23 protein-coding genes are annotated in these 26088 nt (G+C 72.5%); 9 read left to right on the top strand and 14 right to left on the bottom strand.

Annotated features, from left to right (window positions below; genetic code table 11):
• Positions 1-310 precede the first annotated feature (310 nt).
• On the top strand, positions 311-1840 hold the full coding sequence (locus ABD954_RS03910) for a SulP family inorganic anion transporter (RefSeq protein WP_345484332.1): 1530 nt from the start codon (positions 311-313) through the stop codon (positions 1838-1840).
• A 140-nt stretch (positions 1841-1980) separates the two neighbouring features.
• Here ABD954_RS03910 and ABD954_RS03915 read toward each other — a convergent pair whose 3' ends face one another.
• The 5 genes from ABD954_RS03915 to kdpF all read right to left on the bottom strand — a co-directional run bounded on the left by ABD954_RS03915 (position 1981) and on the right by kdpF (position 7103).
• Positions 1981-2322 (bottom strand): alpha-amylase, encoded by a 342-nt coding sequence (locus ABD954_RS03915; RefSeq protein ID WP_345484333.1) that lies wholly within the window; start codon positions 2320-2322, stop codon positions 1981-1983.
• Positions 2323-2555: 233 nt separating this feature from the next.
• Positions 2556-3227, bottom strand: a complete 672-nt coding sequence (locus ABD954_RS03920) for a potassium-transporting ATPase subunit C (protein ID WP_345484334.1) — start codon at positions 3225-3227, stop codon at positions 2556-2558.
• A gap of 5 nt (positions 3228-3232) precedes the next feature.
• Positions 3233-5344 carry a potassium-transporting ATPase subunit KdpB gene (gene kdpB, locus ABD954_RS03925; protein WP_345484335.1) on the bottom strand — a complete coding sequence of 704 codons (2112 nt, stop codon included), beginning with the start codon at positions 5342-5344 and terminating at the stop codon, positions 3233-3235.
• A complete protein-coding gene (gene kdpA / locus ABD954_RS03930) occupies positions 5341-7005 on the bottom strand; it encodes a potassium-transporting ATPase subunit KdpA (RefSeq protein WP_345484336.1) in 1665 nt (554 codons plus the stop codon). The genes kdpB and kdpA overlap by 4 nt, the downstream gene beginning before the upstream one ends.
• Before the next feature lie 8 nt (positions 7006-7013).
• Positions 7014-7103: a K(+)-transporting ATPase subunit F gene (gene kdpF / locus ABD954_RS03935; protein ID WP_123452475.1), complete on the bottom strand. Its 90-nt coding sequence runs from the start codon at positions 7101-7103 to the stop codon at positions 7014-7016.
• Positions 7104-7471: 368 nt separating this feature from the next.
• Here kdpF and ABD954_RS03940 point away from each other — a divergent pair, with 368 nt between their 5' ends.
• The 5 genes from ABD954_RS03940 (at position 7472) to ABD954_RS03960 (ending at position 12500) form a co-directional block, all read left to right on the top strand.
• Positions 7472-8872 carry an erythromycin esterase family protein gene (locus tag ABD954_RS03940; RefSeq protein ID WP_345484337.1) on the top strand — a complete coding sequence of 467 codons (1401 nt, stop codon included), beginning with the start codon at positions 7472-7474 and terminating at the stop codon, positions 8870-8872.
• A 251-nt stretch (positions 8873-9123) separates the two neighbouring features.
• Positions 9124-10263 (top strand): non-hydrolyzing UDP-N-acetylglucosamine 2-epimerase, encoded by a 1140-nt coding sequence (gene wecB, locus ABD954_RS03945; protein WP_345484338.1) that lies wholly within the window; start codon positions 9124-9126, stop codon positions 10261-10263.
• Between the two features lie 91 nt (positions 10264-10354).
• The gene (locus ABD954_RS03950; protein ID WP_345484339.1) at positions 10355-10528 is read left to right on the top strand and encodes a hypothetical protein; all 174 of its coding nucleotides are present in this window, start codon (positions 10355-10357) and stop codon (positions 10526-10528) included.
• Between the two features lie 90 nt (positions 10529-10618).
• Positions 10619-11998: an XrtP-associated glycosyltransferase gene (locus ABD954_RS03955; RefSeq protein WP_345484340.1), complete on the top strand. Its 1380-nt coding sequence runs from the start codon at positions 10619-10621 to the stop codon at positions 11996-11998.
• 94 nt (positions 11999-12092) lie between these two features.
• Entirely contained in the window at positions 12093-12500 is a 408-nt protein-coding gene (locus ABD954_RS03960; protein WP_345484341.1) for an FKBP-type peptidyl-prolyl cis-trans isomerase, read from the top strand.
• A gap of 25 nt (positions 12501-12525) precedes the next feature.
• Here ABD954_RS03960 and ABD954_RS03965 read toward each other — a convergent pair whose 3' ends face one another.
• The 3 genes from ABD954_RS03965 to ABD954_RS03975 all read right to left on the bottom strand — a co-directional run bounded on the left by ABD954_RS03965 (position 12526) and on the right by ABD954_RS03975 (position 15916).
• Positions 12526-13377, bottom strand: coding sequence for a DUF72 domain-containing protein (locus tag ABD954_RS03965; protein ID WP_345484342.1), 852 nt, complete (start codon positions 13375-13377; stop codon positions 12526-12528).
• A gap of 72 nt (positions 13378-13449) precedes the next feature.
• Positions 13450-14352 (bottom strand): YihY/virulence factor BrkB family protein, encoded by a 903-nt coding sequence (locus tag ABD954_RS03970; protein WP_345484343.1) that lies wholly within the window; start codon positions 14350-14352, stop codon positions 13450-13452.
• Positions 14353-14473: 121 nt separating this feature from the next.
• On the bottom strand, positions 14474-15916 hold the full coding sequence (locus tag ABD954_RS03975; RefSeq protein WP_345484344.1) for a serine/threonine-protein kinase: 1443 nt from the start codon (positions 15914-15916) through the stop codon (positions 14474-14476).
• 338 nt (positions 15917-16254) lie between these two features.
• Here ABD954_RS03975 and ABD954_RS03980 point away from each other — a divergent pair, with 338 nt between their 5' ends.
• Both ABD954_RS03980 and ABD954_RS03985 read left to right on the top strand, forming a co-directional pair.
• Positions 16255-16395, top strand: coding sequence for a hypothetical protein (locus ABD954_RS03980; protein WP_345484345.1), 141 nt, complete (start codon positions 16255-16257; stop codon positions 16393-16395).
• Between the two features lie 211 nt (positions 16396-16606).
• Positions 16607-17485, top strand: coding sequence for a MurR/RpiR family transcriptional regulator (locus ABD954_RS03985; protein ID WP_345484346.1), 879 nt, complete (start codon positions 16607-16609; stop codon positions 17483-17485).
• A 95-nt stretch (positions 17486-17580) separates the two neighbouring features.
• On the opposite strand, the gene ABD954_RS03990 is transcribed toward ABD954_RS03985, so the two are convergent.
• From ABD954_RS03990 to ABD954_RS04010, 5 genes are all read right to left on the bottom strand, one after another.
• Positions 17581-18900, bottom strand: a complete 1320-nt coding sequence (locus ABD954_RS03990; RefSeq protein WP_345484347.1) for a cyanophycinase — start codon at positions 18898-18900, stop codon at positions 17581-17583.
• A gap of 175 nt (positions 18901-19075) precedes the next feature.
• A complete protein-coding gene (locus ABD954_RS03995) occupies positions 19076-20293 on the bottom strand; it encodes a M20 family metallopeptidase (RefSeq protein WP_345484348.1) in 1218 nt (405 codons plus the stop codon).
• Complete coding sequence (locus tag ABD954_RS04000; RefSeq protein ID WP_345484349.1) at positions 20290-21054, bottom strand: amino acid ABC transporter ATP-binding protein; 765 nt, start codon at positions 21052-21054, stop codon at positions 20290-20292. The genes ABD954_RS03995 and ABD954_RS04000 overlap by 4 nt, the downstream gene beginning before the upstream one ends.
• Complete coding sequence (locus ABD954_RS04005) at positions 21051-22016, bottom strand: amino acid ABC transporter permease (protein WP_345484350.1); 966 nt, start codon at positions 22014-22016, stop codon at positions 21051-21053. Before ABD954_RS04005 ends, ABD954_RS04000 begins: the two co-directional genes overlap by 4 nt.
• A 2-nt stretch (positions 22017-22018) precedes the next feature.
• Positions 22019-22957, bottom strand: coding sequence for an ABC transporter substrate-binding protein (locus tag ABD954_RS04010; protein WP_345484351.1), 939 nt, complete (start codon positions 22955-22957; stop codon positions 22019-22021).
• 307 nt (positions 22958-23264) lie between these two features.
• On the opposite strand from ABD954_RS04010, the gene ABD954_RS04015 reads away from it, so the two are divergent.
• The gene (locus tag ABD954_RS04015) at positions 23265-24530 is read left to right on the top strand and encodes a hypothetical protein (protein WP_345484352.1); all 1266 of its coding nucleotides are present in this window, start codon (positions 23265-23267) and stop codon (positions 24528-24530) included.
• A gap of 103 nt (positions 24531-24633) precedes the next feature.
• Here the strand turns inward: ABD954_RS04015 and ABD954_RS04020 are convergent, their stop codons facing one another.
• Positions 24634-26079 (bottom strand): NAD(P)/FAD-dependent oxidoreductase, encoded by a 1446-nt coding sequence (locus ABD954_RS04020; RefSeq protein WP_345484353.1) that lies wholly within the window; start codon positions 26077-26079, stop codon positions 24634-24636.
• Positions 26080-26088: the final 9 nt, after the last annotated feature.

Genomic DNA, 26088 nt, shown 5'->3' on the forward strand with positions numbered 1-26088 from the left:
CCCCCGGTTCTTCGCGTCGCCGCGACGTCCTTGAGCTCGCCGCGGCGTTCCTTCCGCGTCTCCGCGGAGTCCTTCTCGCCCCCGTGGTGCCGGCCGGGGTCGGTGCCGCCGAACCCTACCCTAACGTTAGGGTAGGGTTTCCGGTGGCGAGGGCGGGTCATGCCGTGCCGCTGCCCCGACCGTCGCCGCGCCGGGGCCGATGGCGCCCCCGGAGCCGCCCGCGGAGTGCCGAGCCGGCCCTTCCGCGTCGTCCCGCCCGCCCCGGTCCGCCGAACGGGGCGCGCCCGAGCACGACGGGTCCGTCCCCCTCTTGTCTTCCCTGCCCTCTTCGCCGTCCTCGTCCGCCCTCTCCTCCGCCGCCGCGCGCCTGCGGGGTCTGAAGCCGGACTGGCTGTCGGATCCGAAGGTCTGGCGCACCGAGGTCCTGGGCGGGCTGGTCGTCGCCCTCGCGCTGATACCCGAGGCGATCTCGTTCTCGGTCATCGCCGGGGTCGATCCGGCGCTCGGCCTGTTCGCCTCGTTCACGATGGCCGTGACGACCGCGGTCGTGGGGGGCCGCCGGGCGATGATCTCGGCGGCGACCGGCGCCGTGGCCCTGGTCATCGCCCCGCTGAACCGCGAGCACGGCCTCGGGTACCTGATCGCGGCCGTGATCCTGGGCGGCGTCTTCCAGATCGTCCTGGGGGCGCTGGGGGTGGCGAGACTGATGCGGTTCATCCCGCGCTCGGTGATGGTCGGCTTCGTCAACTCGCTCGCCATCCTCGTCTTCATGGCGCAGGTCCCCGAGGTGACCGGTGTCCCCTGGGCCGTGTATCCGCTGATCGCCACGGGGCTGGCGCTGTTGGTGTTCCTCCCGAAGATCACCACCGCGGTCCCGGCACCGCTGGTCTCCATCGTCGTCCTGACCGTGATCACGGTCGCCGCCGGCATCGCGGTGCCGACCGTGGGCGACAAGGGCGAGCTGCCGTCCGCGCTGCCGGTGCCGGGGCTGCCCGACGTTCCGTTCACGCCGGACACGCTGACGACGATCGCTCCGTACGCCTTCGCCATGGCGCTGGTCGGACTGATGGAGTCGCTGATGACGGCCAAGCTGGTCGACGAGATCACCGACACCCGTTCGAACAAGACCCGTGAGTCCATCGGGCAGGGCATCGCCAACATCGTGACGGGCTTCTTCGGCGGCATCGGCGGCTGCGCCGTGATCGGTCAGACGATGATCAACGTGAAGGTCTCCGGCGCCCGCACCCGCCTGTCGACCTTCCTCGCCGGCGCGTTCCTGATGGTGCTGTGCATCGTCTTCGGGCCCGTCGTGTCCGACATCCCCATGGGTGCTCTGGTCGCCGTCATGGTCATGGTGTGCTTCGCGACCTTCGACTGGCACTCCGTCGCCCCGAAGACCCTGAAGCGGATGCCGGCCGGCGAGATCACCGTCATGCTGGTCACGGTCGTCTGTGTGGTCGTCACGCACAACCTGGCCGTGGGCGTCGTCGTCGGCTCGGTCACCGCCATGGTCATCTTCGCCAAGCGGGTGGCCCGCCTCGCGGACGTCACGGCCGTCACCGCCCCGGACGGCGGCACGGTCGTCTACCGGGTCACCGGTGAGCTGTTCTTCGCCTCCTCCAACGACCTGGTCGGCCGCTTCGACTACGCGGGCGACCCCGGCAGGGTCGTCATCGACCTGAGCGCGGCCCACATCTGGGACGCCTCCTCGGTCGCGACGCTCGACGCGATCGAGACCCGTTACGCCCAGCGCGGCAAGACCGTCGAGATCACCGGCCTCAACTCCCCCAGCGCCGACCTCCACGGCAGGCTCAGCGGAGAACTCGCGGGCGGGAACTGACGTCTCGCCCCGGCCGCGCCCGGCGGCTCGGGCGGGACGAGGCGTCGGCCGTCGGGGTCGCGCGCCGGTTCGCCGGCCGGGACCGCCGCGTGTGCCCGGTCCCGGCCGGGGTCCCTCGGGCCTGTCGCGGTCGGTGCGGATCAGGCGGCGCCGGTCGCCGTCGGGTCGCAGGTCCTGAGGCCGGTGACGTGGTTGAGCTGCGGCCCGTACCCGGCGAAGGTCGCCCACGCGCCGGGCTCGATGACGCGGCACGGGGCGACCTGACCGTCGGCGTACTCGACGGTGACGGCGACGGCGGCGTCGCAGGCGTTCTCGACCTGGGTGTAGCGCCAGCCCTCGTAGTACCGCACGCACTCCGGGGGCGCGGATTCTGTGGCCGCGGCGGCGGTCGGCGCGAGGGTCAGGGACGCCGCCAGGAGCCCGGTCGCGGTGGCGGCGGCGAGGGCGGCAGGACGGGAGATGAGCGTCAGGAGGTGTCTCATGCCCCGGATCATCACGGCCTGCCAACACTTGCGCAAGCCGATGAAACTATTTTCAGCCATGCAGCGAATCGCTCAATAAACATGCAGGTCAGAGCCACTACCGGGTCGCAAGTTCTTGCATCGTTTGCCGGAAGGACCTGGACTCGCACGAAGGGCTTCGTCCAGGTCACGGGAGTGCGGAGGCCCTGCGGGGACGGCCACGGAACGGCCGGCACGGGCACGGGCGCCCGCCCTCAGCTCCGGCCCGTCAGGTTCCTGAGCGCGACGTTGAGCTCCAGGACGTTGACGCGGGGCTCGCCGACGAAGCCGAGGACGCGGCCCTCGGTGTGGTCGGCGACCAGCTTCTCGACCGTGGCGACGTCCAGCCCGTTGCGCTCGGCGACACGGTGGGCCTGAAGCTTCGCGTACGCCGGGGAGATGTGCGGGTCCAGGCCCGAGCCGGACGAGGTGACGGCGTCGGCCGGCACGTCGGAGGGCTTCACCTCGTAGTCGGCGGTGGAGTTGTCCTTGACCACCGCCGCCTTGGCGTCCTTGACCCACCGGATCAGGTCGGCGTTGTCGCCGGAGCGGTTGGTGGCCCCGGAGAGGATGAGCGCGTACCGGGTGTTGACGGAGTTGGTGCCCAGGCCGTTGGACGGGCGCGGCTGGAACCAGCGCAGGTCCGGGGTCAAAGTCTCCTCGCCGCCCTTGAGCGGCAGGTCGTAGCGCTGGCCGATGAGCGCCGAGCCGACGACCTTCCCGCTCGCGTCCTTGATCTCGGAGCCGTTCGCCTTGCCGGGGAAGGCGGCTTGGGCGATCCCGGTGACGGCGAGCGGGTAGAGGCCCCCGCAGACGACGGTGAGGACGAGGAGGGCCCGGAGGGCCGCCCACAGGACGCGGCCGGTGTTTCCTACCGAGTGGTTCATGATCGTCAGCCGATTCCGGGGATGAGGGAGAGGAGCAGGTCGATGAGCTTGATGCCGATGAACGGGGCGACCAGGCCGCCGAGTCCGTACAGGCCGAGGTTGCGGCGGAGCATCGAGTCGGCGCTGGAGGGCCGGTAGCGCACGCCCTTCAAGGCCAGCGGGACCAGGGCCACGATGATCAGCGCGTTGAAGATGACGGCCGACAGGATCGCGGACTCGGGTGAGGCCAGGCCCATGATGTCGAGCTTGTCGAGGCTGGGGTAGGCGACGGTGAACATCGCGGGGATGATCGCGAAGTACTTCGCGACGTCGTTGGCAAGGGAGAAGGTCGTCAGCGCGCCGCGGGTGATGAGGAGCTGCTTGCCGATCTCGACGATCTCGATGAGCTTGGTCGGGTCGGAGTCGAGGTCGACCATGTTCCCGGCCTCCTTGGCGGCCGAGGTACCGGTGTTCATCGCCACGCCGACGTCCGCCTGTGCCAGCGCGGGGGCGTCGTTGGTGCCGTCGCCGGTCATCGCGACGAGCTTGCCACCGGCCTGCTCGCGCTTGATGAGGGCCATCTTGTCCTCGGGGGTGGCCTCGGCGAGGAAGTCGTCGACGCCCGCCTCCTCGGCGATGGCCTTGGCGGTGAGCGGGTTGTCACCCGTGATCATGATGGTCTTGATGCCCATGCGGCGCAGCTCGTCGAACCGCTCCCGCATGCCCTCCTTGACGACGTCCTTCAGGTGGACGACGCCCAGGACCCGCGCGCCCCTGCCGTCTTCCACAGCCACCAGCAGCGGCGTGCCACCCGCCCCGGAAATCCGGTCCGTGAGTGCCTGTGCGTCCTCGGCGACGGCGCCACCCCGCTCCTTCACCCAGGCGACAACCGAAGCGGTGGCGCCTTTTCGGATCTTCCTGCCGTCCACGTCGACGCCCGACATACGGGTCTGGGCGGTGAACTCGATCCAGGCGGCGTGGGCCAGTTCGCCCCGGTGGCGCTCCCGCAGCCCGTACTTCTCCTCGGCGAGGACGACGATCGAGCGGCCCTCGGGCGTCTCGTCGGCGAGCGAGGAGAGCTGGGCGGCGTCGGCGAGCTCGGCCTCCGTCGTCCCGCGTACGGGGACGAACGCGGCGGCCTGGCGGTTGCCCAGTGTGATCGTGCCCGTCTTGTCCAGGAGCAGGGTGCTCACGTCGCCGGCGGCCTCGACGGCGCGGCCCGACATCGCGAGGACGTTGCGCTGCACGAGCCGGTCCATGCCGGCGATGCCGATCGCGGAGAGCAGGGCGCCGATGGTCGTCGGGATCAGGCAGACGAGGAGCGCCGCGAGGACGATGAGCGAGGTCTGCTCGTCGGCCCCGGCGTAGATCGCGAACGGCTTCAAGGTCACGACCGCGAGCAGGAAGACGAGGGTGAGGGACGCCAGAAGGATGTCGAGGGCGATCTCGTTGGGGGTCTTCTGCCGGGCCGCTCCCTCGACCAGGTCAATCATCCGGTCGATGAAGGTCTCGCCCGGCTTCATCGTGATCCTGACGACGATCCGGTCCGAGAGGACCTTCGTGCCGCCCGTCACCGCGCACCGGTCACCGCCGGACTCGCGGATCACCGGGGCCGACTCGCCCGTGATGGCGGACTCGTCGACCGAGGCGACGCCCTCGACGACGTCACCGTCGCCGGGAATGACGTCACCGGCCTCGCAGACCACCAGGTCGCCGACGCGCAGCCCGGTACCGGGGACCTCCTCCTCGCCCTTGCCGTCCTTGGTCAGGCGACGGGCGACCGTGTCGGTCTTGGCCTTGCGGAGCGTGTCGGCCTGGGCCTTGCCGCGGCCTTCGGCCACCGCCTCGGCCAGGTTGGCGAAGACCACGGTCAGCCACAGCCAGGCGGTGATCGCCCAGCCGAACCAGTCCCCCGGGTTCTTCACGGCGAGCACGGTGGTGACCACCGAGCCGACGAGCACCACGAACATGACGGGCGACGTGACCATCACGCGCGGGTCGAGCTTCCGGAGGGCGTCCGGGAGGGAGGCGAGCAGCTGCCGGGGGGCGAAGAGCCCGCCGCCGACGCGCCCGGTCCCGGCGGGCGCTGCGGCGGGCGTCCCGGTCCTGGGGGGCCGGGTGGGGGTGAGGGTGCTCATGCTGCGAGTCCTTCGGCGAGCGGGCCAAGGGCGAGGGCCGGGAAGTAGGTGAGACCGGTGATGATCGCGATCGTGCCGACGAGCAGGCCGGTGAACAGCGGTTTCTCGGTCCGCAGCGTGCCCGCGGTCTCCGGTACGGGCCGCTGCTCGGCCAGCGAGCCGGCGAGCGCGAGGACGAACACCATCGGCAGGAACCGGCCGAGGAGCATCGCGACGCCGATCGTGGCGTTGAACCACGGGGTGTCCGCGTTCAGCCCCGCGAACGCCGAACCGTTGTTGTTGGCGCCCGAGGTGTACGCGTAGAGGACCTCGGAGAAGCCGTGGGCACCGGAGTTCGTCATGGAGTGCGCCGGGGTGCCGAGGGCGAGCGACGCGGCCGTGAAGCCGAGGACGAGCGCCGGGGTGACGAGGAGGTAGCAGGCCGCGCACGTGATCTCGCGGGTGCCGATCTTCTTGCCCAGGTACTCCGGGGTGCGGCCGACCATCAGACCGGCGAGGAACACCGCGATGACCGCCATGATCAGCATGCCGTACAGGCCGGAGCCGACGCCGCCGGGCGCGATCTCGCCCAGCTGCATGCCCAGCATCGTGATGCCGCCGCCGAAGCCGGTGTACGAGGAGTGGAAGGAGTTCACCGCGCCGGTGGAGGTCAGTGTCGTGGCGACCGCGAAGAGGGAGGAGCCGGCGATCCCGAAGCGGGTCTCCTTGCCCTCCATCGCACCGCCCGCGAGCTCGAACGCCGTTCCCCGGCCCGCGAACTCGGTCCACATCATCAGCGCGGTGAAGCCGATCCAGATCGCGGCCATCGCGCCGAGGATCGCGTACCCCTGCCTCGGCGAGCCGACCATCCGCCCGAAGGTCCGGGTCAGCGCGAAGGGGATGAGGAGGATCAGATAGATCTCGAACAGGTTCGACAGCCCGTCGGGATTCTCGAAGGGGTGGGCGGAGTTGGCGTTGAAGTAGCCGCCGCCATTGGTGCCCAGCTCCTTGATGACCTCCTGCGAGGCGACCGCGCCGCCGTTCCACTGCTGCGGACCGCCCGTGAACTGGCCGACCTCGTGGATCCCGGAGAAGTTCTGGATCACCCCACGGGCGACCAGGACGAGGGCACCGACGACGGAGAGCGGCAGGAGGATCCGCACGACGCCGCGGACGAGGTCGGCCCAGAAGTTGCCGAGTTCGCCGGTGCGGGACCGGGCGAAGCCGCGGACGAGGGCCACGGCGACCGCCATGCCGACGGCCGCGGAGACGAAGTTCTGCACGGCGAGGCCGCCGGTCTGGACGACGTGGCCCATGGCCTGCTCGCCGTAGTAGGACTGCCAGTTGGTGTTCGCGACGAAGGACGCCGCCGTGTTGAAGGCCTGGTCGGGGTCGATCGACGTGAAGCCGAGCGAGCCGGGCAGCCGGCCCTGCACGCGCTGGAGCCCGTAGAGGAACAGCACGCCGACCGCGGAGAAGGCCAGCACTCCGCGCAGATAGGCGGGCCAGCGCATCTGCGCCGACGGGTCGGCCCCGATCGCACGGTAGACCCAGGTCTCGGCCCGCAGGTGCTTCTGCGAGGAGTACACGCGCGCCATGTGGTCGCCGAGCGGTCTGTACGACAGCACGAGGGCGGCCACCAGCGCGAGGAGCTGGAGGACTCCAGCGAGGACGGGACTCATCTCGGGGCTCAGAACCTCTCGGGCTTGACGAGGGCGAGGACGAGATAGCCCAGCAGGGCGGCAGCCACGAGCAGGCCGACGACGTTCTCGGCACTCACGGCTTCGCCACCCCCCTGGCGACGAGGGCGACCAGCGCGAAGAGCGCGACCGTGGTGACGACGAAGGCCAGATCGGCCATCGTGAGCTCCTGACGGGAAGAAGGACGGATTCTCGGACGAGACGAGGAAACAGCCTTCCCGGCCGCGTTCCGTCTCCGTTGACGCCCTCCTGACGCCGTGGGCGGTCCTCTTGACGCGACCTCTACGCGCCGTGCCGGCGCGAACCCCCCGGCACGGGGGCTGTCCCCCGGGCCGCCCCGGGGACGTCCCCTCGGGCGAGCCGGTGGGCCGCCCCAGCGCGATCCGCGCCGCGGCACGCGAAGATCGCTTCATCGGCTCGGAACCACCACCCACCAGGAGTGATCAGCATGCGCGCGTACGGGACAGCCACCGGCCGGCGGTGGCCGGCCGTCCTCACGGGAGTGATCGCCGCCACGGCCGTCGCCGTCACGGCGGCGTCGACGGCTCCGGTCGCCCGGGCTGCCGGAGCCGCACGCGCCGCGTCGGCCGTCGCGGACGGCTCCGCCGCCGCGGGCCGGGAACAGGCCGTCGTCCGCGCGCTGGAACGGACCGCGCACCCGCTGCGCTCGACCGAACCCGGCGGCCGGACGGCGGACCTCCGGGCGCTCGGCAGCATGCTGGGGGACGCGAAGGTGGTGGGCCTGGGAGAGGCCACGCACGGCTCGCACGAGTTCTTCACCATGAAGGAGCGCGTCTTCCGGTACCTCGTCGAGGAGCGCGGCTTCACCGCCTTCGCGCTGGAGATGAGCTGGTCGGCCGGGCTGCGGATCGACGAGTACGTGCAGGGCGGCCCGGGCGACCCGCGGCGCGTCGCGCGGGAGGCCCTCGGCGGATCGCCCTGGGAGCGCGAGGAGTTCGTCAGTCTGATCGGCTGGATGCGCGAACACAACCGCCGCCATCCCGGCCACCGGGTCCACTTCGTGGGGGACGACCTCGGGGCGCCGAAGCTCGGGGACGCCGTCTTCGAGCGCGTCCTGGAGTCCGTCCGGGAGAACCGGCCGGAGGTCCTGCCCCGGCTCACCGAGCTGTACCGGGGGCTGCGTCCCTTCGACGACGTCTTCGCCTATCTGCGCAAGCCGGTCGCGGAACGCGAGGCGAACGCCGCTCGTGCCCAGGAGGCGCTGGACCTGGTCGCCGGGCACCGGGCGGCGGACGGTGACGCCTACGCGTGGACGGTGCAGCACGCCCGGAACATCGCGCAGACCTTCGCCTTCGCGACCGTCGACCTCACCGACCCGGCGTCCGTCACCGCCGCCGAGCGCCTGCGTGACCAGGCCATGGCCGACAACGTGCTGTGGTGGCACCGCCACACCGGTCACAAGATGCTGCTGTCCGCCCACAACGGCCACGTCGGATATCGGTCCACTCATCCGGACATGTACCCGCGGACCCAGGGGGCGGTGCTGCGCGAGCGGCTGGGCCGCGACTACGCCGCCGTCGGCTTCGCCTTCGCCGGCGGCTCCTTCCTCACCAAGGACGCTTCCCTCGGCGGGGACTGGAAGCCGGTCACGGTGCCGCCGGCAGCCCCCGGAACGAACGAGCACACCCTGGACCGGGTCGGACACCGGGACTTCTACCTCGACCTGCGGACCGCACCCGCCCCGGCCCGCGCCTGGCTGGACCGGGCCCGGCCGGTCTACGACGCCGGGTCGACGTTCACCCCCGACCCGCCGCCCACCCTCGCCCTCGGCCGGGCCTACGACATCCTGATCCACCTGCACCGGGTCCGGGCGGCCGACGACCTGTGAACGGCCGGGAGGGCGAGGGGCGGGAGAGTGGCCCCGTGTCACTCAGGCGGCACGCAAGGGACTTTCCGGGCGTGAGGCACCGAATCTCCTCGGGTTGAACACAATTCGATCACAAGTGCGGGGAGTGGCATTTTCGGCCAACTGATGGCTCATACGCTGTGTACGGCTGTCGCGTCGACCACGTACGGCTCCGGGTACCAGGCCGCGCGCACGTGCTCCGGTCGCTCGGGTGTGCGCGGCAGGACCAGAACATGAGTGAAACCCCCTCCGGCAGACGCGACGTGGCCGTGGTGCTCGGCACCCGTCCGGAGATCATCAAGCTGGCGCCCCTCATCCGGCTCCTCGGCGAGCGGGCCCGGGTCGTGCACACCGGCCAGCACTACGACAGCGCCCTGTCCGGCACGTTCTTCGCCAACTTCGGTCTGCCGCACCCGCATCTGCTGCTCGACGGCGCCACCGGGCCATGGGGACGCGGGGCGCAGATCGGCCGGCTGACGGCGGAACTGGCCCGCGCCTTCGTCGAGGACCCGCCGCGCGTGGTCGTCGTCCAGGGCGACACCAACAGCACCTCCGCCGGAGCGCAGGCCGCGCACTACTGCGGCATACCCGTCGTCCACGTCGAGGCGGGGCTGCGCTCGGGAGACCGCGGCATGCCCGAGGAGATCAACCGGCTCGTCGTCGGCGTCCTCGCCGACGTGCACTGCGCCGCCACCGAGCAGGCCGCCGCCAACCTCCGCGCGGCCGGGACGGCGCCCGAGCGGATCCGCGTCACCGGCAACACGGTCGTCGAAGCCACCCTCATGTCCCTGCCGGACCCCGCGGACCGCGACCGCATCGCCCGCGAGCACGGCGTCGACGGGCCGTTCGTCCTCGCGACCGTCCACCGTCCCGAGAACACCGACCGCCCCGAACGCCTCCGGGCGCTGCTCACCGCACTGGCCGGCCTCGGCGAACGCGTCGTGATGCCCCTGCACCCGAGGACCCGCGCCAAGGCCAAGCAGTTCGGCCTGGAGCACCTGCTGGACCGGCTCGACGTGACCGAACCCGTCGACCACCCCACCTTCCTGGCCCTCGCCGACCGCGCGCGGCTGCTCGTCTCCGACTCGGGCGGCGTCCAGGAAGAGGCCACCGTGCTCAAGAAGCCGCTGCTCGTCGTCCGCACCAGCACCGAACGCCCCGAGGCCGTCACCGCCGGCTTCAGCCGGCTCGTCGAGCCCGGAACCCCGCTCCTGGACGCCGCCCGCGCCGAGCTCGCCCGCCCCGACGCGTACGACCGCCTGCGGGACACCGCCTCCCCGTACGGCGACGGCACCGCCTCCGCGCGGATCCACGCCCTCGCGACGGCCCTCGCGGACGGCACGCCCCTGCCGGGCACCGCGAACGGCCACTGAGCCCGCAGCAGCCGGCGCGCCGACCGCGCGACGGCGACCACCGGAGCCGCGCCGCAGCGCTCGGCGCGGCTCCCCGACGAAAGGAGGACCCGTGTACGGGTCGGCAGGAAAGGGCGCCGTGGGCGCCGGAGTGGTCATCGGCGGAGGCCAGCTCGCCGTGACGGGCGGGACACCGGGGGTCGTGACGACCCTCCTGGCCGTCGCCCTGGTGCTCGGCGGCGTGCTGATGGTGCGCTCCGCCCGCATCAAGGCAGCCAAGGGCTGACCCGGCCCGGCCGGTCCGTCCGCCGTACGCGCCGGCCGGACCGGCTCCGCGCCCGCCCCCCGCTCCCCCGCCTCGAACCAGGAACCGCCCGTGACGTCCTCCGAGCCCTCCGGCCTGCTGGGTCTGCTGGCCGACTTCAGCCTCATCCTGAGCGTGTTCTTCCCGCTCTACCTCATCGGGCTGGTCCTGCCGCTGCTCCTGCGCCGCAAGCGGCGTCAGGGGAAGGCCGGCGACTACCGGTGGCACCTGTTCGTGCCCTGCCGCGACGAGGAAGCCGTCATCGGCGACACCCTGGCCTATCTGCGGGCCTCCTGCCCCGAAGCCCACATCTGGGTCATCGACGACGACTCCGAGGACCGCACCGGGGACATCGTGCGCCGGGCCGCCACCCGGGACCCGGGGGTCCACCTGGTCCAGCGCCGGCGCCCGAACGCCCGCCTCGGCAAGGGCGAGGCCCTCAACGCCGCGTACGACATGCTCAGCGCGACGCTTCCGCCCGGCACCGACCGCCACCGCGTCATCGTCGGCGTCTTCGACGCCGACGGCCGCCCCGCGCCGGGCTGCCTCGACCACGTCGCCGCCCGCCGCTTCTTCGGACGCTCGGAGATCGGCGGCGTCCAGATCGAGGTGCGGATGATGAACCGCGAGGACCCGCGGCCCGCCCGCGACAAGGGCGCCCTCGGCAACTTCTACAGCCGGCTCCTCATCCGCATGCAGGACCTGGAGTTCCGCGCTCCCGTCGCCGCGCTCCAGCACGCCCGCAAGACCTCCCGCACGGTGTGCCTCGGCGGCAACGGCCAGTTCGTCCGCATGTCCGCGCTCGACGACCTCGACTCCGAGCGCGGCCGCCCCTGGACCGGGCGGCTCCTGGAGGACTTCGAACTCGGCATCCACCTCATGCTGGCCGGCTGGATCAACTCCTTCTGCGCCGACACCTACGTCGAGCAGGAAGCCCTCTTCGACACCAAGCGCTTCCTCACCCAGCGCACCCGCTGGGCCCAGGGCGTCATGCAGTGCTTCGGCTACATCCCGGCGATCTGGCGCAGCAACAGGATCCCCAACATCGGCTTCCTCGAACTCTCCTTCTTCCTCAGCCAGCCCTGGCTCCAGCTCATCGGCGCGCTCCTCTACCCCATCCCGATGATCGCCCTCGCGGTCTCCTACGCCCGCCACCCCGAGGCCGCGGCCGCCTACCTCGCCGACGGGGGCTGGCGCGGCATCGTCCTGTACGTGGCCATGGCGCTCGGCCAGTTCGTCATCTGGGGACCCCTCTACCGGCGCAAGTGCGAACCGGACGCCGGCTTCTGGCGTTCCCTGGGCTGGGGCCTGGCCTACCCCTTCTACCTGCTCTTCCTCTACGTCGTCTCCTGGCGGGCCGTCGGCCGGATGATCAGCGGCCGCAACGGCTGGGCCAAGACCCGCCGCAACGCCGAGGCCCCGACCGGCGGCCCCGTCGCCAAGGAGGCCTGACCCCGCTGCCCCGGCCGCGTGGGCATAGGCTGCCGTAAGAGTCCGTGCGTCCGGCCGGTCCGTGCGGGGTGCCGGTGAGAGTGATGAGGCTGTGATGGGTGAGCAGACGAAGCCCGAGGTCGACGTGCCGAAGGGTGCCGCTCCCGGTGAGCTGACCGTCCGCGACCTGGTCGTCGGCGACGGGCCCGAGGCAAGGCCCGGCATGGTGGTCCGGGTGCACTACGTCGGGGTGACGTTCGCGTCCGGGACGCAGTTCGACGCTTCCTGGGACCGCGGCGAGCCGTTCAAGTTCGCCCTGGGCGGCGGCCGGGTCATCAAGGGCATGGACCGGGGCGTGCGGGGGATGAGGGTCGGCGGCCGGCGCGAGATCGTCGTTCCCCCGCGCCTGGGCTACGGCAAGGAGTCGCCCTCGCCCCTGATCCCGGCACACTCGACCCTCGTCTTCGTGGTGGACCTGCTCGACGTCTACTCCCCGACCACCGGGTGGAGCGGCACGTCCTGAGACGGACCGGCCGCCCGGCCCGCGTTCAGGAACCTTCCAGCAGGTCGCGGAGCGTCTCGGCGGCGCGTACCGCGGCGTCACCGCAGCAGTTGTTGAACAGGACGTGCAACTGCTCGGTCCGGTCCGCCAGAAGGCGCAGGCGCGGCAGCCAGTCGGCCAGTTCCTCCCGTGTGTAGGCATGGCGGAAGCGGTCCTCCTTGCTTCCGGTGCCCCAGGCGGGGCTCCGGCCGTGGAAGCGGACCACGGCGAGGCTCGACGACGTGACGGGTGTGACGGCGGGCATCGAGCCGGGCAGCCCCTGGACCGTGTCGACGGCCACCGCGGTGGCGTCCAGGTCCCTCAACAGGGCGGCGGTGCGCTCCCGCCGGTCCTCGCGCCACCAGTCGGGATGGCGGAACTCCACGGCCATCGGCCAGTCGTGCGCCCGTTTCCTGGTGGCCTGGAGCACGGTCTCCGCCCGCGCGCCGGGAGCGAACCACGGCGGGAACTGGAACAGTACGGCGCCCAGCCGGCCGGACTCGCGCAGGGGCCGCAGCGCGGCGCCGAAACGGTGCCAGACCTCGTCGAGCAGCTCCGGGTCGCCGAGGGCGTGGCCGCGCAGGTCGGCGGGCAGGGCGGCCGTGCGGGTCGGGTGGCCGGTCAGGAGGGAGAACGCCTTGACGTCGAACCGGAAGCCCGGTGGAGTGCGTTCGTTCCACAGGAGGCTGTTGCGCACGCTGGGAAGAGCGTAGTAGCCGGCGTCGACCTCGACGACGGAGAAGCGTTCGGCGTAGTGCCGCAGCCTCCCCTCCGGGTCACGCCGCCCGGGCGGATACCAGCCGCTGGCCACCAGCGCCTTGTCCGTCCATGAACACGTACCGATCAGAAACTCACCCATGCCGGTCCCTCCCTCGGGGCCCCTCTACCCGGGAAAGCTCACGTCACGGCCCCGGACGGGCGAAGGCGGCTCTCACGGCGGAGAGCACGGGTCCCGGTCCGCGTTCCTTCCGTCCCGCGCCAGTTCGGCGTTGAACTGAGCGCCCGCGAGGAGCACGACGTGGGAGACCCACAGCCAGACCAGGAAGGCCACCACGCCCGCCAGGGAGCCGTAGAGGCGGTTGTACGTCGCGACGTGCGACGCGTAGAAGGCGAAGCCCGCCGACGCCAGCAGCCACAGCAGCACCGCCAGCGTTCCGCCGGGCAGCGTCTGCCGCACTCCGCGGGTCTCCGGCGGCCCGGACCGGAAGAGGAGCAGGACCAGGGCGACGACCACCGCGAACAGCAGCGGCCACTTCAGGCCCGCCCAGACGAGGGCGGCCTGGTGGTCCGTTCCCGTGCCCCGGCCGATGGCGCGGGCGACCCGCTCGGCGGCCGTCAGCGTCAGCACCCCGCTGACCAGCAGCGCGAGCACGGTCAACGCCCTGAGCACGGTGGCGGGGAAGGTCCGCCACGCCGGGCGGCAGTCGGCGACCCCGTACATCGCGTGCAGCGCGCGCCGGAAGACCGCCAGGTAGCTGGAGGCGGACCACAGCGCGGCGCCTGCGGTGACCAGGAGCAGCAGCCGGCGCACCGACGCGCCGTCCTGAGGGCTGGTCAGGGCCTGGGCGAGGACCGGCCGGGCCGCCTCCGGCACGAAGGCGGACAGTTGCACGACGACCTCTTCGGGGGTGTCGGTGCCGAGCAGGGCGATGGAGAAGAGCATCACCAGCAGGGCCGGGAAGACGGCCAGCACCGCGTAGTACGTCAGCGCCGCCGCCCAGTCGGTGAGGTCGTCCTCCCAGACGGCGACCGGTGTACGGGCCATGGCCCTGGCGTACGCCCCGTGCTCGCGCCGACCGGGCGGTGAGCCGCTCACGGGTGCATCGGTCGTCATGACAGCACCGCTCCCTTCTGGGCCTGCCGCCGCCCGGCCGCCACCGGTCCGGGCGGATCACCGGCGCGTCGGCCGTCTGGTGCCCCGTCAGGGGGCGTGGACGCCGGGAGCCGCGGCGGTGTCACCGCGCGTGCCTGCCCTTGCCCGGCTTCGGCTTCCCCTGCCGCGCCTCGCCCTTCTCGGGGGCCGGCCCGGCCGTCCGCGGGACGGTCGCACGGCCGCGCTGCCGCTCCGAGACGCCGGAAGCCGACGGCGTCCCGCTGTCGGCGGCCGTGTCCTCGGAGCCGGCGGGCCGTTCCCCGGCGTACGAGGGGGACCGCGGCGCGGGCGCGGAGACGGGGGCGGCGCCGGCCGGCGGAGCGGGCGAGGCGGCCGGGGAGGCCGGCTCGGTCGCGGCCGGGCGGGACGGAACGGACTCGGCGTTCTCCGCCTCGGCGGTCGGCCCGCCCACCGAACCGGCCAGTCCGACGCCGAGGACGGTCAGTGCCGCGCCGGCGGTCACCAGGAGCCGGCCGGCCCGGCGTGCGGCGGACCGGCCGGAAGACGGCCGTGCGGCCTCCGGCCCGCCCCGGGCGGGGACGGCGGCCTCGCCGCCGGCCGCCCCCGCCGCCGCGCCCGTCCCCGGCGACCTCAGCGTGTCCGCGTCGCGTCGCTCGTCGGCGCCGTTCTCGCCGCTCCCGGGCGCGGCCGCGGGCACGGAGGACCCCGCGGGCGCGTCGGCCGTCGCCGCGGGATCCTCCGATGCCAGGGCGGCCAGGGCGCGCCCACAGGCGCGGGCGTCCGGCCGGCGGCTCTCGTCCGCGTCGGTCATGGCTTCCAGCAGTTCGACGACCGCCGACGGTATGTCCTGCGGTATGACCGGGGAACGGTGCAGACGGGCGACCGCCGCCTCCAGCGGCGCCCCGTCGTACTCCAGTTCACCCTTGATCGACTCGATGAGGACCAGTCCCAGGCTGTAGATGTCCGCTGCCGGCCCGGCTCCCCGCCCCAGCACCTGCTCCGGGGCCATGTAGGCGGCGGTGCCCACCAGGGCGCCCGTCGCGGTCTGGGCGGTGGTGCCGAGCAGCCGGGAGATCCCGAAGTCCGTCAGGCGGGGGGCGCCCGTCTCGTCCAGCAGGATGTTGGCGGGCTTGACGTCGCGGTGGACGACCCCGGCCCGGTGCACATGGGCCAGCGCCGAGGCGAGCGCGGCTCCGATCCGGCACGCTTCGGCGGGCGACAGCGTGGCCGCGGCGATCCGCCGGCGCAGCGTCGTGCCCCTGACCAGCTCCATCACCAGGTAGGGCGTTCCGTCGTCCCGGCCGCAGTCGTACACGGTGATCAGGCCGGGGTGCTGCAGCTGGGCCAGCAGCCGGCCCTCGGTGTCGAACCGCTCCTCGGTGTCGGCGGCACCGTCCGGGCGGAAGACCTTCACGGCGACCGGCCGCCGCAGGCGCAGGTCCACTCCCTCGTACACGTCGGCGGCGCCGCCGCGGCCCAGCAGTTCGTCGAGCCGGTAGCGGCCGGCCACCGCGTGGGCGGTGAGCCGGAGGTCCGGTCGGATCGGCCACGAGCGGACTTTCATCACTGCGCTCCCTGCGTCCTGTCGTCACCTGCCGTCGTCCGCCCGCCCACGTGTGCGCCGCCGATGGCGTACCCGGCCGCCTGGGTGCGAGCCCTGGTGCACCGTGTGCCCCCTCAGCCGCCGGCCATCCCCCGTCCGGCCCACGGCCTCGCGGAAGGAGGGCCGGGTGTCGCACCGGCACGACGGAGGTCCGTGCGCACGCGACCCGGGGGCGCGGTGGCTCGTGCCGGAGGGGGTAGGCGAGGGCGGCACACGGCGAACGCGACCGCGAAGGAGACGAGCATGACCGACGACACCTTCCTGTGCCCCGGCGCGGGACAGCGGTGACGGGGGGAGACATGACGCCTGAGGAGACCCGTACCAGGCTGCGGCAGTTGGAGGAGCGGCTCGGCGAGCGCACCCCCGCGCCGATCGAGGGCCAGACCCGCATTCCCCTCGCCCGCCCCACCCGTGGGGACGACGAGGACGAGGGGTCGTGAGGGCCGGGCTCGGACCGGCCCTCACGACCCCTCCTCAGGAGGGACCGGGCGCAGGAGGGAGGGGGCTCGGGAGGGACTGGGCAGCTTCCGTAATAGGCGGTACATTCGGTCCCTGAAACCGACTGATCTGAAACGTGGCAAGCCGGAGGACGCGGCCTCGACGGACACCGTTCCGTCCGTCTCGGTGATCCCACGCGCGGAGGGGAAAGCCATGGGTCCCACGCTGGCCGACGAGATCCGCAGCCGGCTCGGAGAACTGAGCCCGGCGGAGCGCAAGGTCGCGCGGGTGCTGCTCGCGGGTTATCCGGCCGCGGTCTTCGAGACGGTCGCCACGATCGCGGAACGGGCCGGTGTGTCGGCACCCACGGTGCTGAGATGTGCCTCCCGGCTGGGCTACCGGGGCTTCCCCGATCTCCAGGCCGCCCTCCGCTCCGAGCTCGACGCGCGCAACGCCTCGCCGATCACGCTCTACGCGGCCGCGGAGACGCCGCGGCACGAGCGGACGGAGGACGCGCGGGACGCGGCCGCCACCCGCCTCGGCGAGCGCTCGTCGCTCGTGCGGCAGGCCGTCGCCCAGACCTTCGACGAGGTGGCCGCGCACGAGTTCGGGGACGCGGTGAGCCTCCTCTCCGACCCCCGGCGCCGCGTGCACGTGGCAGGAGGCCGGTTCACACATCTGCTCGCCGAGTACCTCGGCCTGCACTTGATGCAGTTCCGGGACCAGGTGAGCTTCCTTCCGCACAAGGACGTGGAACGGACCTCCTTCCTCACGCAGCTCGGCCGACGCGACGTCACCGTGCTCTTCGACTACCGGCGTTACGAGACCGACAAGACGCTGATCGCCGAACTGGCCCGGGAGCGGGGCGGCAAGGTCGTCGTCTTCACCGACCCGTGGCTCTCCCCCGCCGCCGCCCACGCGGACGTCGTCCTCATCACCCAGGTCTCCTCCGACTCCCCCTACGACAGCCTCGTTCCGGCCCTGGCGGTCGTCGAAGCGCTCGTCGCCGCCGTCCTCGACCGGATCGGCGGCAGCGGCCACGAGCGCATGAAGGAGGCGGAGAGGATCGCGCGGCGCACCGGCCTCCTGTGAGGGGGATCGCGCGGCGCACCGGCCTCCTGTGAGGGGGATCGCGCGCACGAGGAGCCGGCCCCCCGAGCGGCGCCGGCTCCGCCTCACGCGGCCGATCAGCGCGGCGCGATGTCGACGCGCAGCGAGAGGAGCGTGCGGACGTCCGCGCCGTCGCCGGTGAAGGCGGCGAATCCCCGCCCCTTGGTGAACGTCACCGCGAACCGCGGCCCGGACTCGTACGTGGTCGCGGTCGCGCTGTTCTGCGCCCGCGTCGACGCGAGGGCGCGCGCGGTGCTCCGGAAGGCGTAGGGGGTCCCGTCGGGGTTCGCCGCCGAGTGGAAGACGTCGCTGTTGACGGGGACGGGCGTCGTGCCGACGGGGCTCAGCGGCTGCTTCGACGGGTGGACGCGCGGCGTCCAGCTGCGCGCGTCGTACCGGTCTCCGTCCGTGAGGTAGCTGTACCGGGCCCGGCGGAGGGACCAGCCGTCCGCGGAGTCGTGCGCGCGGGCGTCCCTCGGGTCCAGGACGGCGACGCCGTTCGGCCCGAGGACGCCGAGGTGTTCGCGGTCGCTGCCGGGCCGGTCGACGACGAGGGCGGTGTTCTCCTCCAGGGCGTAGACGCGGTCGTGGCCGGTGTCGGCGGCGAGGCGCAGCGCACGGCCCTCGCGTCCGTAGGCACCGGTGTGGGTGTCGATGAGCCCGGACCCGAGGAAGCCGAAGCCGCCCTCGGGGAGGTAGCCGAGGCGCGTGGGGTCGTCGAAGTAGCCGGGTGCGCTGCCGTCCCTGAGTGCGTCGTAGGACTCTCCCCCGCTGACCATGTCGGGGCCGGAGGCGATCTGGGCGCCCGCGGAGGACCCGGCGACGACGGCGCCCCGGGCGAGCTTGGCGCGGATGGCGGCGAGGACCTTGGAGTCCCGGTGCGCGTCACCGCGCAGCAGGGTGGTGACGTAGCGGTACTGGTCGCCTCCGCCGAAGAAGAAGCCGGTCATGGACTCGACCTGCGCGACGACGGCGTCGGAGTCGGCGTTGGCGACGTGGTCGAGGTCGAGGGGGATCCACTGGGCGTCCGCGGCACCGTGCCGCTCGAAGACGTCGGCGTAATAGGCGCCGTTGCAGGCGGAGTTGCTGCACCGCTCGGGGTCGTCGGCGTGCGGGTCCTGGCTCTCGGGTACGGAAGCGGCCGTGATGACGCCGATGCGGGCGTCCCGGCCGCCGGCCCTCTTGATGATCTCGCCGTAGACCCGGGCGTTGTCCTCCTCGAGGGCTCCGCCGATCAGTACGAGGGATCCCGCCGCGGTCCGGGCCGTGGGGGCGTCGGCGAGGGCGGAGGGCGAGACGGAGAGGAGGGACACGGCGAGGGCGCAGGCGAGCGCGGTGCGGCGTGCGGCTACGGGTACGGGGACGGGTACGGGTACGGGTACGGAAGGGACGCGCATGGTGCCTCCGTTGAGGGACGGGGGGGTGGGGCTTTCGTGTGGGGCGTGCGGGGGCCGGGGTCCCCTGCGGGACCGGCTCAGGGGCTTGCCCGGGGCGCCCCGGAAGGGGCCCGTGCCGGTCCGGCTCGGGGGCCTTCCCGGGGCGACCCGGAGCAGGGACCGGCGGCGGTCGCGTTCAGGTGGTGCCGGCCTTGCCCAGCGAGGCGATCAGGTCGGCGAGGAGGGCGACGCGCTGCGGGACGCTGGCGACGTCGAGCCACTCCTGGGGGGTGTGGTCGGCTCCTCCGACCGGGCCCAGGCCGTCGAGGACGGGGATTCCCGTGCCGGCGATGAGGTTCGCGTCCCCCACGCCTCCGGTGGCGGCGGCGCCCAGTCCGATGCCGACCGCTCGGGCCACGTGGCGCACGTGGTCGAACATCCGCCGGGAGGCGGGGGTGTCCTCCATCGGCGGGCACAGGTCGAGTCGCTCGACCTCGACGGTGACGCCGGGGACGCCGGGCCGGCCGGCGGCTTCCCGGATGGCCCGGGTGACGCGCCGGATGTCGGCCGTCGTCGCGGCGCGCACCTCGATGCGCAGTTCCGCGCGGGGGCAGACGATGTTGGCGCGGGTCCCGGCCCTGACGACACCGACGTTGACCGTCACGTCGTCCCAGTGGCCGTTGAGGGCCTGGAGGGCGACGGTGAGGTGGGCGGCGGCGAGGGCGGCGTTGGCACCACGCTCGGGTTCGATCCCGGCGTGGGCCGCCCGACCGGTGACGGTGAGGCGGAAGTCCGCGACGCCCTTGCGCGCGATGACGAGGTCGCCGTTCTCCCGGGCACATTCGAGGCCGAGCCCGAAGTGCGCGCCTGCGGCCGTCTGCTCGATCAGCGACCGGCTGGCGGGTGAGCCGATCTCCTCGTCGGGGGTGGCGAGGAGGACCAGTTCGTCGTACGCGTCGACGCCGAGTTCACCGAGGATCTCCAGGGCCGTGAGTCCCGCGAGCAGGCCGCCCTTGTCGTCGCTGACGCCGGGGCCGTACGCCCTGGAGCCGTCGACCCGGAAGGGGCGGGCGGCCGCGGTGCCGTCCTCGAAGACGGTGTCCATGTGGCCGGCGAGGAGGATCCTGCGGCCTCCGGCCGACTCGGGCAGCCCGCCGCGCCGCCGCCCGACGAGGGCGTCACCGGTCCGGTCTCCGTCGGGCGTCGACGGGAGACGGACGCGCTCCACGGTGAACCCGAGCCGTTCGAGCCTGCGCTCGACCCAGTCGGCGACCCGGTTGACGCCGTCGGCGCTGTGGGAGCCGGAGTCGAGGGAGACGAGCTCCTCCAGGTCGCGCAGGTAACCGCCGCGGCGGGCGCGGGCCAGGTCCAGGAGGTCGTCGATCCTCTCCTGCCGGCGGGTGGGGGCGCTCACAGGACCTTGGACAGGAAGGCGCGGGTGCGCTCCTCCCGCGGGTCGGCGAGCACCTGGCGGGGGTCGCCCGCCTCCACGACGACGCCCTCGTCCATGAAGACGGCGGTGTCGCCGACCTCGCGGGCGAAACCGATCTCGTGGGTGACGACGACCATGGTCATGCCGTCGGCGGCGAGCTGCCGCATGACGTCCAGGACGTCTCCGACGAGCTCGGGGTCCAGCGCGGAGGTCGGCTCGTCGAAGAGCATCAGCTTGGGCTTCATGGCGAGCGCGCGGGCGATCGCGACGCGCTGCTGCTGGCCGCCGGACAGCTCGGCGGGGTAGTGGTGGGCACGGTCGCCGAGTCCGACCCGTTCGAGCAGGGCGTGGGCGTGTTCCCGGGCGTCGGCCTTGGAGACGCCGCCGACCTTGACGGGCGCCTCGGTGACGTTCTCCAGGGCGGTCAGGTGCGGGAACAGGTTGAAGCGCTGGAAGACCATGCCGATGTCCCGGCGCCGTGCGGCGACTTCGCGTTCACGCAGCTCGTGGAGCCTGTTGCCCTGCTGCCGGTAGCCGACGAGCTCGCCGTCGACGGTGAGCCGGCCGCCGTCGACCTTCTCCAGGTGGTTGATGCAGCGCAGGAAGGTGGACTTGCCGGAGCCGGAGGGGCCGAGGAGGCAGCAGACCTGGCCGCGCTCGACCGTGAGGTCGATGCCCTTCAGCACGTCGAGTCTTCCGAAGTGCTTGCGTACGCCTTCGGCGCGCACCATGGGGGTGCTCATCGCTTCTGCTCCTTGCTGTTCCTGCCGAACCGCTCCGCCGTTCCGCCGAGCAGGCGCCGGAAGGGCGAGACGTGTCCGGCCCGGGTGGTCCCGCGGCCGTAGCGCCGTTCCAGCCAGGCCTGGGGCAGGCCGAGGAGGGTGACGAGGGCCAGGTACCAGATGCTGGCGACGACCAGCATGGGGATGACCTGGTAGTTCTGGGCGTACACGTCCTGGATGTTCGACATCAGGTCGTGGGCGGAGATGACCGAGACGAGGGCGGTCATCTTCAGCATGTTGATGGTCTCGTTGCCCATGGGCGGGATGATCACGCGCATGGCCTGGGGCAGCACGATCCGGCGCATGGTGAGCGCGGGCCGCATGCCGAGCGAGTGCGCGGCCTCGGTCTGGCCGGGGTCGACGGACTGGATGCCGGCGCGGACGATCTCGGAGGCGTAGGCCGCCTCGTTCAGGCCGAGGGCGAGGAGGGCGGCGACGGCCGGGGTCAGCAGGGCGTTCGTCTCGGCCTGGAAGAAGGTGATGTCGGTGAAGGGGATGCCGATCTTGACGTACGCGTAGAGCGCGGCGGCGTAGCCCCAGAAGATGATCTGTACGAGCAGCGGGGTGCCGCGGAAGACCCAGACGAAGGCGGTGGCGAGCCCGTACAGCACAGGGCTCGACGAGAGCCGCATGACGGCGATCAGCGTGCCGAGCGCCAGACCGAGCAGCATGGCGGCGGCGGTCAGCCAGAGGGTGGTCGCGAGACCGTCGAAGATCAGGTCGGCGAAGAGGTGGTCACCGACGACGTCCCAGCGCAGGTTGTCGTTCTTGGCGAGGGAGCCGGTCAGGCCGACGAGGGCGAGGACCGAGGCGACGGCCGCGATCCAGCGCCCGTAGTTGCGGACGGGGACGATCTCGAGCTGCCCCATGAGCGACGGGTCGGGGGCGGTGGTGTTCCGCGGAACCTTGAGGGTGCTGGGCATCTCTAGTCCACCGCCGCGTTCCTGGTGGCTTCCTTCACGGCGATCGACGGGACGCCGTACTTGTCGTAGATCTTGAGCAGGGTGCCGTCGTCGATGAGGGACTGCAGCGCCTTCTGGATCGCGTCCGTCAGCTCGGGCAGCCGCTTGCTGACCGCGATGCCGTTGGGCGAGGCGTTGTAGCCGCCCGGTGCGGCGGGGTCCTCGACGAGGTCGAAGGCGGTGCCGCCGTCGGCCGTCTTGGCCACCCACCCGGCCGCCGGCTTGGTCAGCACCTGGGCGACGACCTTCCCGGAGCGCAGGGCGAGCTGTGCGTCGGAGTCCTTGGGGAAGGTCTGGATGTCGATCTTTCCCTTGCCCGCGCCGGAGCAGGCGGCCTGGTGGGACTTCAGCAGGTCGAGCTGGTTGGTCGCGGCCTGGACGGCGACCTTCCGTCCGCACAGGTCGTCGAGGGTGGTCACCTTCGCCGGGTTGCCGTCGCCGACGAGGATGCCGGACCCGGACCGGGAGTAGTCGACGAAGTCGACGACCTTCTGCCGCTCCTTGTTGTCCGTGATGGCCGACATGGCCACGTCGAACTTGCCCGCCTGGAGGGCCGGGACGATGCCGTCGAACTTCTGCGGCGAGAAGGCGAAGGTGACGCCGAGCTTGGCGCCGAGGGCCTGGCCGAGGTCGTAGTCCAGGCCGGTCAGCTCGGTCTCCCCCTCCTTCACGTACATCTCGAAGGGCGGGTACGGGACGTCCGTCGCGACGCGCACCCGACCGGCCTTCTTGATCTCGTCGGGGAGCAGGTCGTGCAGCTTCTGGTCCTTCACGACCTCCGCGCCGCTGATGACGACCTTCCCCGCGGGGGCTGGGGGCTCGTCGTCGCCGCAGGCGGACAGGGACAGGAGCATGACCGCCGCGACGGCGGCTGCCGCGGGGCGCGGGATGGGAGCGTTCATCGCCTGGAACCTCTCGGTGGTCTCTGCCGACGTCATCTGACCGTCAGACACGGCAGCGAAATTACAGATAAACCCTTCAGGTGGCTAGATGTAAGACTCATTACGTTCACGTAACGAGGTACTGCGGTCTGCAGATCGACCACTTCGGGCGTTTTCTCACGCCTCAACGGCGCCCTGGGGCCAGGAGGGGAGCCCTGTCGGCCTTACATCTTCCCCACCGGGGCCGTTACTTGTATGTTCCGCTACCAACCCCGTGGGCGACGCTTCCTCGGCCCGCGGCACCGCGTCCACCCCTCCTGGAGTGCAGATGACACACCGTTCCCTCAAGGTCTCCTCGGCAGCCGCCGTCGTCCTCGCCGCGCTCGCCTCGGTGCTGATGGCGCATCAGCCGGCGCAGGCGGCGGCCGACCGGATCCGCCTCGGCAGCGCGTCCGACGTCAGCCGCGGCACGTGGAACGGTCCGGCGTTCACGATGAACGGCGCGGGCGGTGTCGTGACGGCCTCGATGAGCAGGGCCGTCGACGAGATACGCGGCGGCACCGGAACGCTCGACGTGGTCGTCCTGGCCGGGTCGGCGCCGACTTCGGGCAGCAGGACCCCGGAGTGCGACACGATCACGGGCCTGGCCGGGATCAACTCGTGCACGACGTGGACGCTGACGTCAGCGAGCGACGGCAACAACAGCCGGATGAACGCCGACGTCCGCAACGCCGAGTTCGTCTACTTCGCCGGCGGCGACCAGTGCCGGTACGCCGCCTGGAAGGGCACCGCACTGGAGGCTTCCGTCGAGGCGGTCGTCGCCAAGGGCGGAGGTTCCGGCGGCGGCAGCGCGGGCCACCACATCAACAGCCCGATCGTCTACGACGCCTGCGCCGGCAGCGTCACCAGCGCCGAGGCGCTCGCCAACCCCTACCACCGGTACGTCAGCTTCACGACCGGCATGTTCGCATGGGCGCACTACGGAGCGGTCGTCAACGACTCCCACTTCGTGTCGCGCGACCGCATGGGCCGCACCATGTCCTTCCTCGCCCGCGCCGTGAAGGACGGCCTGGCACCGGGTGGCGCCGCCTGGGGCGTCGGGGTGGAGGAGGGCGGCGGCTCGCTGTACCTCGACCGCAACGGCATGGCGACGCAGTACGGCAAGGACGCCTACGTCGTGCTCGCCGACCACCAGCCGGAGCAGACCGTCGAACGAAAGCCGCTGACGTACACCGGCTTCAAGATCTGGCGGCTGAGGCCCGGCACCACCTTCGACTTCAAGAACCGCCCCACCTGCGGCTACTACCTGCGCAGCGTCACTAACGGCGTGGCCGACGCCGGCCTCTACAACGGAACGCCCCTGACGGACTGCGCGGGCCAGGCCCCCGTCTCCCCGCTCGCGCAGACCGAGTGGTCCCCGAGGCCGAGGACACCGAAGGGCCCGGCGACAACCCGCCCGGCGAGCGACCACCCGACGTGCGTCCGCAGGCTGAGAGCCCGTACCGACGAGCGGAGAACGCGCGAGCCCCGTACGTCCTCTTCGAGCGTCGGACCGGCCGCGGGGCGGCGTGCCTCGGACCGCGCCACGCCCTGATCACCGTGGACGGTCCCCGCGTCGTCGATCCCCGCGTCGTCGATCCCCGCGTCGTCGACACCGGCGTCGCGGGGGCGGCGGACGGCCTGGGCGGCCCGTTCGTTCAGCGGCGGAACATCGACGGGTCCACCGACACCAGCCGCTTCAGCAGCGGCGGTACCGTCCGGCCGGAGTCCTCGCGGCGCTCCACCGCTCGCAGTGCCGGCAGGGCGAGGAGCGAGCCGGGGTAGCGGAGGGGCTCGCTCGGGATCCACGCCGAGAGGTGCCGGGTGAAGGCCGACCGGGACCACTCGTCGTCGACGCCCAGGACCATGGAGGCGAGGACCTTCGCCATCAGGCGCGAGGGGCCGACGCCGTCGCCGGAGTAGCCGGTGGCGTAACTGGCCCCGGGGACGGACTTCAGCCGGCCCGCGAAGGGCAGTGAGGTCACCGAGTACTCGACCGGGGCCGTCCAGGCCGCGTCGACGGGGGCCGAGGCGAGGCCCGGCAGGATGCGGGTCAGCTGCCCGCGCAGCTCGCCCGGCCGCAGCGGCTGCCCCCACAGCGTCGACGGGCCGTGGTGCCCGTACGCCACACCGGCGCCGCCCTTGCCGAACAGCAGGCGTCCGTCGGGCGTGGTGCGGTAGTAGTTCAGCCGGCGCCGGGAGTCGCAGACCGAGGTCGCGTCGGTCCAGCCGAGCTCGGCGAGTGCCTCGGGCACGGGCCGGGTGAGGACGGTGTCGCTGGCGACGGTGACCATGCGGCGCCCCAGGTCCTCCAGCTGCCCGGCCCAGGCGTTGATGGCGAGGACCACCTGATCGGCGCGGACACTGCCGTACGTCGTGTACGCGCGGGTGCGGCCACCCGGCTCGGTGCGCAGGGCGGTCAGCGGGGTCCGCTCGTGGATGCGGATCCCGGCGTCCAGGGCCACCCGGCGCAGCCCCCGGGCCAGCTTGGCCGGCTGGAGCGTGGCGCAGCCCGGGTCGAGCACCGCACCGTAGTGGCTGCGGGTGCCGATGGCTGAGCGGGCCTCGGCCGCGCTGATCTGCCGCAGCGGTTCGATCCCGGCCCGGTGCAGGTCCTCCAGGGTCGACTGCCAGGAGCCGCGCTGCGCCGGTGAGGAGGCGGCCCACATCCACGGACCCCGGCGGTACTCGATGTCGATGCCGTGCTCGTCCGCGAAGGCCAGGATGTCCTCCACGGCCTGGGCGGACGCCTCGCCGATCCGGCGGGCCTCCTCGGGGCCGCCGAGGGCGAGCAGGCTGCTGAACCGGGCCCACATCGGCATCAGGTAGCCCGCGTTGGCGCCGCTGGCCCCGCCGCCGCAGATGTCGGCCTCGATGAGGACGACGTCGGTGCCGGGCGCGCGGCGCAGGATCTCCAGGGCGGTCCACAGGCCGGTGAAACCGCCGCCCACGACGCAGACGTCGCAGTCGAGCTCGCCCGCGAGCGGCGGGGTGCGGCCGTCGTCGGGTTCGGCGGCGAGCGCGTCGCGCAGCCAGGGGGTGCGCCGTTCGGGGGCGGGGACGCCGTACCGGGGCCAGGCCGAGGACAGGACGATGTCGTTCACAGGAAGGGG

Source organism: Streptomyces roseoviridis, assembly GCF_039535235.1.
Classification (GTDB): Bacteria; Actinomycetota; Actinomycetes; order Streptomycetales; family Streptomycetaceae; genus Streptomyces; species Streptomyces roseoviridis.